Source organism: Arsenophonus endosymbiont of Aphis craccivora (assembly GCF_013460135.1).
Taxonomy (GTDB): Bacteria; Pseudomonadota; Gammaproteobacteria; order Enterobacterales; family Enterobacteriaceae; genus Arsenophonus; species Arsenophonus nilaparvatae.
The window spans coordinates 1,997,017-2,009,381 of sequence record NZ_CP038155.1 but is presented as its reverse complement, the minus strand read 5'-3'; the positions used below and the strand labels follow the sequence as shown (position 1 = coordinate 2,009,381).

The window sequence follows — 12,365 nt, the reverse complement described above, 5'->3', positions numbered from 1 at the left end:
TGTAGCAGAGGGAGCCATCCTGGCGGCTAATTCTGATTTATTCAACAAAGCCATTGATTTTCAATATAATCTTTATCGTAGAGTGGTGTTAAAAGTGCTAAAGCTTCATCATAAGAGTGTAACGGGTAACTAATATTTTCATTTGCATAGAGTGAATCCAGTAAATGAATATGTTGTTTTTCGATAGTCGAAAGTGGGGGAGTAGCTCTTTGGGTATCGGATTTATAATTAGGTAATGGATTAAAGTTTATTTTATTGATAGAGAACATAACTTTCCTACGTTTAAGCCGTTAACTTTAACCATATTGTATGGAAGTAATCAATTTTAAAAAGAGGCGGGTTAGTCAGAATAAATTAAGCAATGTACCTAATTCATGTAATATTTATTTGCTTTAAAATTAATTAAATAACTCGATTAATAAATAAATTATTTACAAGCAAAAATCTAAATTTGATCATAGTATTATGCGTTTTTGTTAGCTAAAAATGAATTTTAGTGAGAAAGTACTGGAGTCAATCAATTTCGTCATGTATCATATCGCCGCAATATTTTATCTTTTTCCAAATCCTGCCTGGTGATATATTGCTTATGTTACGTATTAAGAAAGAAGCACTAACATTCGATGATGTATTGTTAGTTCCTGCACACTCAGATGTATTGCCTAATACTGCTGATTTATCAACTCAATTAACTGCCTCGATCCGTTTAAATATTCCTATGCTTTCTGCCGCCATGGATACTGTGACTGAATCAGATTTAGCTATCGCATTAGCCCAAGAGGGTGGAATTGGTTTTATTCATAAAAATATGCCAATTGAGCGTCAAGCAGAAGAAGTTCGCCGCGTTAAAAAGTATGAAAGTGGCATCGTTATCGATCCGGTTACCGTCACACCCGAAACCACAATTCGTGAAGTTTATGAAATGGCTGAGCGTAATGGTTTTGCTGGTTATCCTGTGGTTAATAATAAAGAATTGGTTGGTATCATTACTGGCCGTGATATCCGTTTTGTGACGGATTTGGATCAGCCGGTTACGGCGGTTATGACAGCTAAACCCCATTTGGTCACGGTCAAAGAGAGTGAATCCCGTGATGTGGTTTTGCAGAAATTGCATGAAAGACGTATTGAAAAAGCATTGGTGGTTGATGATAACTTTCACCTATTTGGTATGATCACAGTAAAAGATTTCCAGAAAGCTGAACGCAAGCCCAATGCGTGTAAAGATGAGCAAGGTCGCTTGAGAGTGGGCGCAGCGGTTGGCGCTGGTGCGAATAATGAACAACGTATTGAGGCATTAGTGGCAGCCGGTGTTGATGTGTTGTTAATTGACTCTTCCCATGGACATTCACAAGGAGTTTTACAACGTATTCGTGAAACGAGAGCAAAATATCCTAATTTGCCGATTATTGGTGGTAATGTTGCCACTGGCGAAGGGGCTAAAGCTTTGGTTGAAGCAGGTGCCAGCGCGGTGAAAGTCGGTATTGGCCCGGGTTCTATCTGTACAACGCGAATGGTCACTGGTGTTGGTGTACCTCAGATTACTGCTATTGCCGATGCCGTTGAGGCGCTGAGAGGCATGAATATACCGATAATTGCCGATGGCGGTATTCGCTTCTCGGGTGATATTGCTAAAGCACTGGCTGCCGGTGCATCTTGCGTTATGGTTGGCTCAATGCTTGCCGGTACCGAGGAGTCACCAGGTGAAACTATCTTGTTTCAAGGACGCTCTTATAAAGCCTACCGAGGAATGGGATCATTAGGTGCAATGTCGAAAGGCTCTTCCGATCGTTACTTCCAAACCGATAATGCTGCAGATAAATTGGTACCTGAAGGCATCGAAGGACGGGTTGCTTATAAAGGATTTTTGAAGAATATTGTTCATCAGCAAATGGGCGGCCTTCGTTCTTGTATGGGACTGACCGGTTGTGCCACTATTGATGAATTAAGAAGCACAGCAGAATTTGTGCGTATTAGTGGTGCCGGTATCCAAGAGAGTCATGTACATGATGTTACCATCAACAAAGAATCACCTAATTATCGTTTAGGTTAATTATTTTATTAGCGGTTTTTGCTATAAACCGTCAAATTATCATTTGTTTTGGAATTATCTTTAGATGACAACTGATATTCATCAATACCAAATTTTGATCCTCGATTTTGGTTCACAATACACTCAATTAATTGCTCGTCGTATTCGTGAAATTGGCGTTTATTGTGAACTTTGGGCTTGGGATGTTTCCGAGGCACAGATCCGTGAATTTAATCCTAATGGAATTATTCTTTCTGGCGGGCCGGAGAGTACCACCGAACTAAATAGCCCACGTGCACCGGAGTATGTTTTTCAGGCTGGCGTTCCGGTATTAGGTATTTGTTATGGCATGCAAACGATGTCAATCCAATTAGGTGGGCAAGTTGAGGTGTCTGGCGAGCGAGAGTTTGGTTATGCCCAGATGTCCATTCAACAATCCTGTGAACTATTTCGCGATATTTATGACAGCTTAGGTGCAGATGGTAAACCACTGCTAGATGTCTGGATGAGTCATGGCGATAAAGTGACGGCAATTCCAGCTGATTTTAAAGTTATCGCCAGTACCGATAGCTGCCCATTTGCCATTATGGCTAATGAAAAAAAGAGTTTCTATGGTGTTCAGTTTCATCCTGAAGTGACTCACACTCATCAAGGAGCAGCTATTCTACAGCGTTTTGTATTAGATATTTGCCGCTGTGAAGCTCTTTGGACGGCGGCGGCGATTGTTGAAGATACGGTACAGCGCTTGAAGGCTCAGATTGGTGATGATCAGGTTATTCTGGCATTATCAGGCGGTGTTGATTCATCGGTTACTGCGTTATTACTCAATCGTGCTATTGGTAAGCAGCTCACTTGTTTGTTTGTTGATAATGGTTTGTTACGCTTAAATGAAGCGCAGCAAGTTATGGCAATGTTTGCCGGTAAATTTGATCTTAATATTATTCATGTGGCCGCAGAAGAGCGCTTTCTTAGCGCATTGGCAGGGATTGATGAGCCAGAATTAAAACGTAAAGCGAGCGGCCGCGTTTTTATTGAAGTATTTGATGAGCAAGCGGCGAAACAAACGCAAGTAAAATGGTTGGCTCAGGGTACTATTTATCCGGACGTAATCGAATCTGCCGCTTCAGTAACCGGCAAAGCGCATGTCATTAAATCTCACCATAACGTGGGTGGCTTACCAGCAGAAATGAAACTGGGATTAGTTGAGCCATTAAAAGAGTTATTTAAAGATGAGGTGCGTAAAGTAGGCCTGGAGTTAGGACTTCCTTATGATATGTTATACCGTCACCCATTTCCTGGCCCAGGCTTAGGTGTGCGGGTACTTGGTGAGGTGAAGAAAGCCTATTGTGATCTGTTACGTCAGGCAGATGCCATTTTCATTGAAGAATTACATAAAGCTGATCTTTATCATAAAGTCAGCCAAGCTTTCACCGTTTTCCTGCCGGTACGATCTGTTGGCGTAATGGGAGATGGCCGAAAATATGACTGGGTTGTGTCATTGCGCGCGGTTGAAACTATTGATTTCATGACTGCCCATTGGGCCCATTTGCCCTATGATTTTCTTGGCCGGGTGTCAAATAGAATTATCAATGAAGTGGCCGGCATCTCTCGAGTAGTTTACGATATTAGCGGCAAACCACCAGCGACGATTGAGTGGGAATAAAAACGCCGATTGCCAAAATAACTTTATATTAACAACCCAGTAAAAATTTTTACTGGGTTTTTTGTTACTGAGAATTATATTGTTATTGTAATAAGAATAGGCTTTGTTGAATAAATCAGAATTAGCCGCCAGGATGGCTCCCTCTGCTACAGCTGTTATCCGATCCTGACGCTGTGTGGCATACCCAACAACGTCATACGGTTCAGCGCTTTGACCATCGCCATTGCTTTACCTACCTGAGCCTCATAGTCACGCAGGCTCAGATGGCCACCCAGCAAAGTTTTTATGCGGAACATCGCTGTTTCTGCCACTGAACGCCGGTGATAACCCACTTTCTTTTTCCACATATCATTACTCCTGCTCAGACGCTGATTCGCCACCGCATGGTTACGTTCATGGTACTTGTCCGGCCAGTATTTCGCTCCGCTTCGCGGCGGGATAAGTGGCCTGATTTTCTTTCTTAGCAACGCATCGTGGCAGTAACAGGCGTCATAAGTACCGTCTGCTGACACTTCCCTGATTTTCCGGTGGGTTTGGTTAATCAGGCCCGGCAGTGCCTGCGCATCTGTCGTTCCGCTGAGCGATAAGTCGGCACAGATAATCTCATGATTCACACTGTCTGCTGCCAGATGAAGCTTGCGCCACACTCTTCGTCTGTCAGCCCCATGCTGCCTGACTTTCCATTCACCTTCGCCAAAGACCTTCAGACCGGTACTGTCGATGACCAAATGCAAGATTTCACCACGCGTTGGCGTTTTTATGCTGATGTTGACGCTCTTTGCTCGTCTGCTGACCAGCGAGTAGTCCGGACAGCACAGCGGCAAAGACATGAGTTTAAAAATCGAATCAACGAAGCCCTGTAATGCCAGGAGCGACAGGTTAAACACACGCTTCATCATCAGGACAGTGGTAACAGCCATATCGCTGTAGTAAAGCGGCCGGCCACGACCTTCAGGCGAAGAACTGTCAGTCCATCCAGCGATGGCCGACTCATCAAGCCATACCGTCAGGGAACCGCGTTGTCTGAGTGCCTTGTTGTACGCGGGCCAGTTGGTAATTTTAAACTTTTGCTTTGCCATGGGGACCTGATGTTGAAACGAATTTAGCGATCAGATCCGCCAATCACCTAAAAGTTCGATTTATTCAACAAAGCCATATCAATATTAAAAAAATACTCGGTAATGAAATAACGACAGAAATCAGATAAAAAGCGGGCCAATCATATTTGTTCACTAGCACGCTTGCTATGGGCCCAACATAGACCCGCCTAATAGCCGATAAGGCCGATAGTAAAGCAAATTGAGTTGCAGAAAGCGAATGATTGCAAAGCGTCATTAGTAGTGCGACAAAAGCGGCAGTGCCCATGCCAGAAAAGATATTTTCAATAAAGATAACGCTGCTGGTGGTATAAATATTGGCGGGATTTACTGCCAGAAACCAATCATCAAAATTAGAAATAGTCTGTAAAATACCGAAAATAAGTAAGGCTTTAAATAACGACATTTTTTACATAATATAGCCGCCATATAAAGCGCAAAGAATAGTTGCAAATAGTCCAAAAGTTTTATTAATGGTGCCAACTTCAGCCAGCGAAAAACCAAGTTTATTTAATAGGAAATTTGTACTCAGTGCCATAACAAATGCATCACCCATTTTATAAAAAATGATCAATAACAAGGTGATCCAGTCATTATTACGACTAAAAAATTCGACAAAGGGTTCATAGATAGCTTCATACATTGTTTTGGGTGGTGGCGATTTTATTAGTGGTTCTTTAGCGGACAGTGTTGCATTGACACCAATTAGCATTAGGCTGGCCATCAGTAGATAGAGTTGCTGCCAAGTAACAAAATGGTCGACCAACCATAAAGCCAATCCGCCTGAAACCAACATACTAATACGATAAACCATAACGGATATTGCCGCGCCGGCGCCGCGCTCTTCTGTTGACAATAAATCGGGTTTTATAAGCATCAAAAACAATATCTTGTGAGGCGGAACAGAAAGCGACCAGCACCGTAGCAGCTGCCAACCACCAAAGATGCTCTTTGGGATCGATAAACCCCATCGCCGCAATGCTGATAATCAGTAAAATCTGAGTGGTTAATAACCAACCACGCCGATGACCTAGCCAGGGCAGGGTGTAGCGATCCATTAATGGTGACCAAAGAAACTTTAATACATAAGCCTGGCCGACTAATGAAAAAAAACCGATCGTTTTAATCTCAATATTTTCTACGGTTAACCAGGCTTGCAAAGTACTTGCGGTAAGTGCCAGCGGTAACCCTGACCAAAACCTAGCAAAAGCAGCACATCGGGAACGATGTTGGGTAAAAACGGTCAGGTAGTTTTTTTTCATAGTCGTCCTGTTGCTCTGTTATTGTCAGACAGAGCTATTCCTGGCAGCACTCTCACTTAACACGCTGAAAAATTCATTGTGCGTTTTGTTTTATAAACTGGCTTGTTTCAGGATCATTAGCCATATCAGCAATAATGTCGGTTAACGCTTTATTGATAGCTGAAGCAATTTTTTCGTTACTAGCATCAAGAGGCCCTTGTTCATTATAGCTACGCGTACTGGTTGACACATTAGATGCCATAGCTACGACACTAATCGCAACATAGACAGTGATATTATGACGTAAGCTGCCTTCTTGTAAATCGGCATACAGCTTATTTAGCGCAATTTGTAAATTAATATTAGCCGGAGCACTGACTGTGTATAACCTCTGACGATCATCTGTTTTTCTAATGCTTCTTGTAAAAGATAGCATAAATCGCGAGAGGGTTTTAATACCGCTAGTGCTGCATTACGATTAACTTCGGCAAGTGCCGTTGAGCTTCTTTTATCAATGCTAGTAATATTTATTGAAACTGCTCTTATGGTTGGATCTTGAGTTGGCAGGCTAATATTTGGCTCGATAGACAGGGTGTTACTTGGGGCAACACATCCTATTAAACTCAATGAGATTAACAGAGCAATGATTAGATGAAAGGTATTTTTTAACATGTTTTCTCAACCTATTTTGGTATTACTTGATTTAATCGTTACCAGGCTTTGTTGAATAAATCGAACTTTTAGGTGATTGGCGGAGCTGATCGCTAAATTCGTTTCAACATCAGGTCCCCATGGCAAAGCAAAAGTTTAAAATTACCAACTGGCCCGCGTACAACAAGGCACTCAGACAACGCGGTTCCCTGACGGTCTGGCTTGATGAGTCGGCCATCGCTGGATGGACTGACAGTTCTTCGCCTGAAGGTCGTGGCCGGCCGCTTTACTACAGCGATATGGCTGTTACCACTGTCCTGATGATGAAGCGTGTGTTTAACCTGTCGCTCCTGGCATTACAGGGCTTCGTTGATTCGATTTTTAAACTCATGTCTTAGCCGCTGTGCTGTCCGGACTACTCGCTGGTCAGCAGACGAGCAAAGAGCGTCAACATCAGCATAAAAACGCCAACGCGTGGTGAAATCTCGCATCTGGTCATCGACAGTACCGGTCTGAAGGTCTTTGGCGAAGGTGAAAGGAAAGTCAGGCAGCATGGGGCTGACAGACGAAGAGTGTGGCGCAAGCTTCATCTGGCAGCAGACAGTGTGACTCATGAGATTATCTGTGCCGACTTATCGCTAAGCGGAACGACAGATGCGCAGGCACTGCCGGGCCTGATTAACCAAACCCACCGGAAAATCACGGAAGTGTCAGCAGACGGTGCTTATGACGCCTGTTACTGCCACGACGCGTTGCTAAGAAAGAAAATCAGGCCCCTTATCCCGCCGCGAAGCGGAGCGAAATACTGGCCGGACAAGTACCATGAACGTAACCATGCGGTGGCGAATCAGCGTCTGAGCAGGAGTAATGATATGTGGAAAAAGAAAGTGGGTTATCACCGGCGTTCAGTGGCAGAAACAGCGATGTTCCGCATAAAAACTTTGCTGGGTGGCCATCTGAGGCTGCGTGACTATGAGGCTCAGGTAGGTGAAGCAATGGCGATGGTCAAAGCGCTGAACCGTATGACGTTGTTGGGTATGCCACACAGCGTCAGGATCGGATAACAGCTGTAGCAGAGGGAGCCATCCTGGCGGCTAATTCTGATTTATTCAACAAAGCCTCGTTACCATACTTTGGTATTTTACTGTTAGTATGCCAGAAAGTTATCGGCATTTGGTGAAGAAACCTACTAAAAAATTGGTCTGGATTATGCTTTAATCGTAATTTAGTAATATCTAATCCTATTTCTAACCGATATTGGATAAATCGTAGTGAGTCATAATAAAAAACAGATTAATCATTTTTGCTGGCATATATATTTACTTAGTAAATTAAGTCGACAGAGTCTATTAATATGGTAACTAAACCTATGCAAACCATGTGTAAGCAAATTGAAGAAAAACTGGAATACGCTTTTTCACCGGTATATTTGATTGTATTAGATGAAAGTGATCAACATAATGTTTCGCCAGGTACGGAAAGTCACTTTAAAGTTATTTTAGTGACAGAAAAATTTGCAGCACAAAGGATGGTTGCTCGTCACCGAGCTGTTTATCAATTATTAGCAGATGAATTATCTAATAGTGTTCATGCATTGGCATTACATACTTATAACCCAACTGAGTGGCAACAGCGCCAACAGCAGGCTTTTTCTTCACCAGCTTGCCGTGGTGGAGAGTAGGTCAATCGAGGTTAAGAAATAGATAATTATGCTGACTTAACCAGATATTATTTAGCAGTAATTGCTGTTATAAAATATTTTTATCGTTATATCTTACCGTGTTAGTCATATCAATTTTGCTACAAAAGCCAGTATTTAGAACGTTTACTATTTATTATTCACCTTTGCTCGACTCACCGCATATGCATCTGTATAATGTCCCGTCTAATTTTCTATAAGGTTTCGGAACGCTTCTACTTAACAGGGAGCCTCAAAAATAGAGGGTAAACCTGGGTTTGGGGAGCAGTATGTTATCAGGAGATGTCTGATAACATTCACTCTGGAGTTGTCCGAGTACTAAGATTCTTTTGAGGTAACAAGATGCAAGTTTCTGTTGAAACAACTCAAGACCTGGGGCGTCGTGTAACAATTACCGTTCCGAATGCTGATATTGAAAAAGCGGTGAATAGTGAATTAATTAATGTGTCAAAAAAAGTGCGCATTGATGGTTTTCGTAAAGGCAAAGTGCCAATGAATATCGTTAAACAACGTTATGGTACTTCTGTATTGCAGGACGTGCTGGGCGATATAATGCAGCGTAATTTTGTCAGCGCAATCATAGAACAAAAAATTAATCCAGCTGGGGCACCAAAATATCAACCTAAACAATTTAAAACTGGTGAAGATTTTACCTATACCGTTGAATTCGAAGTCTATCCAGAAATTGAGTTAAAGGGTTTAGAAAATATCAAGGTTGAAAAACCTATTGTTGCGGTAAAAGATGAAGATGTTGACACCATGCTGGAAACATTACGCAAGCAACAAGCTACTTGGCAAGAGATAAAAGAAAAAGTTGCTGCAGATTCGCGAGTGACTATCGATTTTAAAGGCACAATTGATGGTGAAGTGTTCGAAGGGGGTAATGCGAACGATTTTGTGCTGGTAATGGGTGAAGGTCGTATGATACCTGGTTTTGAAGATGGTATTATGGGTCATCAGGAAGGTGAAGAATTTACTATTGATGTCAATTTTCCAGCCGATTATCACGCAGAAAATTTAAAAGGTAAAGCGGCTAACTTTGCTAGCACTTTGAAGAAAGTGGAACAACGTGTATTACCAGAACTGACTGAAGAATTTATCAAACAATTTGGTGTTCCTGACGGTTCGATGGAGAGTTTACGTGCAGAAGTACGCAAAAATATGGAACGTGAACTAAAAACAGCTGTTCGTAATCGAATTAAGACGCAAGTACTTGATGGTTTAGTTAAGGAAAACGAAATTGAGGTGCCTATTGCTGTTGTTGACAGTGAAATAAATGTACTACGTCGACAAGCTGCACAACGTTTTGGTGGCAACGAAAAACAAGCGTTAGAATTACCACGTGAAATATTTGAAGAGCAAGCTAAACATCGCGTTATTGTTGGTTTATTATTAGGTGAAGTTATCAATAAAAACTCGCTAACTGCAGATGATGTTCGTGTAAAGTCACTGATTGAAGAGATGGCTTCAGCTTATGAAGATCCCACTGAAGTGATCGAATACTATAGCAAAAATAAAGAGTTAATGGATAGTGTCCGTAATTTGGCGCTAGAAGAACAAGCCATTGAAATATTATTAGAAAAAGCGGAAGTAACAGATAAAGAAACTCAATTCCAAGAGTTAATGAATCAGGCTCAGATGAGGTAATTGCTGAGTAGTGAAATGCTATTATCTGGTTTTGTGAAAACCCGTGGTTTTATGCTACGGGTTTTTTATCGTTAAAAAACTTTTCTTTTTTCTTGAAAAAAGAAAAGAATAACCCCAAATAATTTTCTATATTGTTGTATGACTTTCTTCATAAAGGCGAATATCCCTTTATGAATAATGGTTAAGTTTGTAATTATAGTCATTCTTATTTATCTCGAGTAGAATTAGATAGATTGGGCACCATAAAGCGTTTAATTAGGAGATGGAAATGTCATATCATAACAATCAAGATCAACTTGCGCCGCATATGGCATTGGTGCCAATGGTAATCGAGCAGACTTCACGCGGTGAACGTTCTTATGATATTTATTCGCGCCTACTAAAAGAAAGAATTATTTTTTTAACAGGTCAGGTCGAAGATCACATGGCAAATTTAGTGGTTGCTCAAATGCTGTTTTTAGAAGCTGAAAACCCTGATAAAGACATTCATCTTTATATTAATTCACCGGGTGGCGTCATTACGGCAGGTATGTCAATTTATGACACGATGCAATTTATTAAACCTGACGTTAGTACAATTTGTATGGGGCAAGCGTGTTCGATGGGAGCTTTTTTGCTTACCGCCGGTACTAAAGGAAAACGTTATTGTTTGCCCAATTCTCGTGTCATGATCCACCAACCTTTAGGCGGATTTCAAGGACAAGCGTCGGATATCGAAATTCACGCCAAAGAAATTTTAAAAATTAAATCGCGTATGAATGAATTAATGGCTAAACATACGGGTAAACAAATAAAAGAGATTGAGAACGATACCGAACGGGATCGTTTTTTATCTGCAGAGGAAGCAGTTAGTTATGGTGTGGTAGATAAAATTTATACTAATCGTAATTAATTTACATAAATGTATGGCATGCCTGATATAGTTATATCCATGATTAATTAGTAACAGTTTTCTGTTACCATCTTTGTTGAAATTAGGGTGATGGTTAAAAAAGTGAGGTTATCTGAATGACAGATAAACGCAAAGAGAGTTCAGGAAAGTTGCTGTACTGCTCCTTCTGCGGAAAAAGCCAGCATGAAGTTCGTAAGTTAATTGCTGGTCCGTCAGTTTATATCTGTGATGAGTGTGTTGAGCTCTGTAACGATATTATTCGAGAAGAAGTTAAAGAGATTGCACCACATCGTGAGCGCAGCGCATTACCGACACCCCATGAAATTCGTTATCATCTTGATGATTATGTTATTGGCCAGGAAAATGCCAAGAAAGTATTGGCGGTAGCCGTTTATAACCATTATAAACGCCTACGTAATATTTCTAACGAAGGGATGAATGGTGAAGGGGTAGAGCTAGGTAAAAGTAATATTTTGCTTATTGGGCCGACGGGCAGTGGTAAGACACTATTAGCTGAAACTTTGGCTCGTTACCTGGATGTACCATTTACCATGGCTGATGCGACAACATTAACGGAAGCCGGTTATGTTGGAGAAGATGTAGAAAATATTATTCAGAAACTTCTACAAAAATGCGACTATGATGTAGAGAAAGCACAGCGTGGTATCGTCTATATTGACGAAATTGATAAAATATCCCGTAAATCTGACAACCCTTCAATTACACGCGATGTTTCAGGTGAAGGCGTTCAGCAAGCTTTACTTAAACTTATTGAAGGTACCATTGCAGCAGTGCCACCTCAAGGAGGCCGTAAACATCCACAACAGGAATTTTTGCAAGTCGATACTTCTAAAATTCTATTTATTTGTGGTGGTGCATTCGCAGGTCTTGATAAAGTGATTGGCCAACGGTTAAATACACGTTCAGGTATTGGTTTCTCTGCTGAGGTCAAAAGCGAATCCGAGCGAGCGACTGAAGGTGAGTTACTTTCTCAAGTGGAACCAGAAGATTTAATTAAGTTTGGTTTGATTCCTGAATTTATTGGTCGTTTACCTGTCGTAGCTACTTTAGGCGAATTAAGTGAAGAAGCATTAATTCAGATTCTGAAAGAGCCTAAAAATGCGTTGACTAAACAATATGAAGCACTTTTTGAACTTGAAGGCGTTAATCTTGAGTTTCGTGAAGAAGCATTGAAAGCAATTGCGAAAAAAGCCATGTCGAGGAAAACCGGAGCACGTGGTTTGCGTTCTATTGTGGAAGGCGCTTTGCTAGAAACTATGTATGATTTGCCATCAATGGATCATGTTGAGAAGGTAGTGATTGATGAAATGGTGGTTGCCGGTCAATCAGAACCTTTAGTGATTTATAGTCAACCTGATATACAAGCATCAGGTGAAAAATAAATCTTAATGCTTTTCTTAGTTGAATTGTGTAATGCAAAATGAG

Annotated in this window: 9 protein-coding genes and 3 pseudogenes; 8 read left to right on the top strand and 4 right to left on the bottom strand. The window is 41.2% G+C overall.

Annotated elements, in window-relative coordinates:
- Positions 1 to 41: 41 nt before the first annotated feature.
- On the bottom strand, positions 42 to 269 hold the full coding sequence (locus E3U36_RS12810) for a hypothetical protein (protein ID WP_238337450.1): 228 nt from the start codon (positions 267 to 269) through the stop codon (positions 42 to 44).
- Positions 270 to 589: 320 nt separating this feature from the next.
- On the opposite strand from E3U36_RS12810, the gene guaB reads away from it, so the two are divergent.
- Both guaB and guaA read left to right on the top strand, forming a co-directional pair.
- Positions 590 to 2,050, top strand: a complete 1,461-nt coding sequence (gene guaB, locus E3U36_RS10170) for an IMP dehydrogenase (protein ID WP_180816447.1) — start codon at positions 590 to 592, stop codon at positions 2,048 to 2,050.
- A gap of 64 nt (positions 2,051 to 2,114) precedes the next feature.
- A complete protein-coding gene (guaA, locus tag E3U36_RS10165) occupies positions 2,115 to 3,692 on the top strand; it encodes a glutamine-hydrolyzing GMP synthase (RefSeq protein ID WP_180816446.1) in 1,578 nt (525 codons plus the stop codon).
- 155 nt (positions 3,693 to 3,847) lie between these two features.
- Here guaA and E3U36_RS10160 read toward each other — a convergent pair whose 3' ends face one another.
- Positions 3,848 to 4,771: an IS5 family transposase gene (locus E3U36_RS10160; RefSeq protein ID WP_180816445.1), complete on the bottom strand. Its 924-nt coding sequence runs from the start codon at positions 4,769 to 4,771 to the stop codon at positions 3,848 to 3,850.
- Between E3U36_RS10160 and E3U36_RS13035 the strand changes: the two genes are divergently transcribed.
- On the top strand, positions 4,765 to 4,899 hold the full coding sequence (locus tag E3U36_RS13035; RefSeq protein ID WP_255479077.1) for a hypothetical protein: 135 nt from the start codon (positions 4,765 to 4,767) through the stop codon (positions 4,897 to 4,899). The two genes, E3U36_RS10160 and E3U36_RS13035, sit on opposite strands and share 7 nt — an antisense overlap.
- Here the strand turns inward: E3U36_RS13035 and E3U36_RS10155 are convergent.
- A pseudogene (locus tag E3U36_RS10155) lies at positions 4,848 to 6,051 on the bottom strand (AmpG family muropeptide MFS transporter); the annotation flags it as partial. The gene E3U36_RS13035 and the pseudogene E3U36_RS10155 sit on opposite strands and share 52 nt — an antisense overlap.
- Positions 6,052 to 6,124: 73 nt before the next feature.
- Positions 6,125 to 6,702: pseudogene (locus tag E3U36_RS10150) on the bottom strand (YajG family lipoprotein).
- Between the two features lie 119 nt (positions 6,703 to 6,821).
- Here E3U36_RS10150 and E3U36_RS10145 point away from each other — a divergent pair.
- From E3U36_RS10145 to clpX, 5 genes and pseudogenes are all read left to right on the top strand, one after another.
- Positions 6,822 to 7,745, top strand: a pseudogene (locus E3U36_RS10145) (IS5 family transposase).
- Between the two features lie 314 nt (positions 7,746 to 8,059).
- A complete protein-coding gene (bolA, locus tag E3U36_RS10140; protein WP_180816444.1) occupies positions 8,060 to 8,362 on the top strand; it encodes a transcriptional regulator BolA in 303 nt (100 codons plus the stop codon).
- Between the two features lie 360 nt (positions 8,363 to 8,722).
- Positions 8,723 to 10,027, top strand: coding sequence for a trigger factor (gene tig / locus E3U36_RS10135; RefSeq protein WP_180816443.1), 1,305 nt, complete (start codon positions 8,723 to 8,725; stop codon positions 10,025 to 10,027).
- Between the two features lie 268 nt (positions 10,028 to 10,295).
- Entirely contained in the window at positions 10,296 to 10,919 is a 624-nt protein-coding gene (gene clpP / locus E3U36_RS10130) for an ATP-dependent Clp endopeptidase proteolytic subunit ClpP (RefSeq protein ID WP_180817629.1), read from the top strand.
- Positions 10,920 to 11,035: 116 nt separating this feature from the next.
- Complete coding sequence (clpX, locus tag E3U36_RS10125) at positions 11,036 to 12,322, top strand: ATP-dependent protease ATP-binding subunit ClpX (RefSeq protein WP_180816442.1); 1,287 nt, start codon at positions 11,036 to 11,038, stop codon at positions 12,320 to 12,322.
- The last annotated feature ends 43 nt before the right edge of the window (positions 12,323 to 12,365 follow it).

Excerpts from the sequence above, each read along its gene's own strand:
- E3U36_RS12810 (WP_238337450.1), bottom strand. The coding sequence starts at position 269 with ATGTTCTCTATCAATAAAATAAACTTTAATCCATTACCTAATTATAAA.
- guaB (WP_180816447.1), top strand. The coding sequence starts at position 590 with ATGTTACGTATTAAGAAAGAAGCACTAACATTCGATGATGTATTGTTA.
- guaA (WP_180816446.1), top strand. The coding sequence starts at position 2,115 with ATGACAACTGATATTCATCAATACCAAATTTTGATCCTCGATTTTGGT.
- E3U36_RS10160 (WP_180816445.1), bottom strand. The coding sequence starts at position 4,771 with ATGGCAAAGCAAAAGTTTAAAATTACCAACTGGCCCGCGTACAACAAG.
- bolA (WP_180816444.1), top strand. The coding sequence starts at position 8,060 with ATGTGTAAGCAAATTGAAGAAAAACTGGAATACGCTTTTTCACCGGTA.
- tig (WP_180816443.1), top strand. The coding sequence starts at position 8,723 with ATGCAAGTTTCTGTTGAAACAACTCAAGACCTGGGGCGTCGTGTAACA.
- clpP (WP_180817629.1), top strand. The coding sequence starts at position 10,296 with ATGTCATATCATAACAATCAAGATCAACTTGCGCCGCATATGGCATTG.
- clpX (WP_180816442.1), top strand. The coding sequence starts at position 11,036 with ATGACAGATAAACGCAAAGAGAGTTCAGGAAAGTTGCTGTACTGCTCC.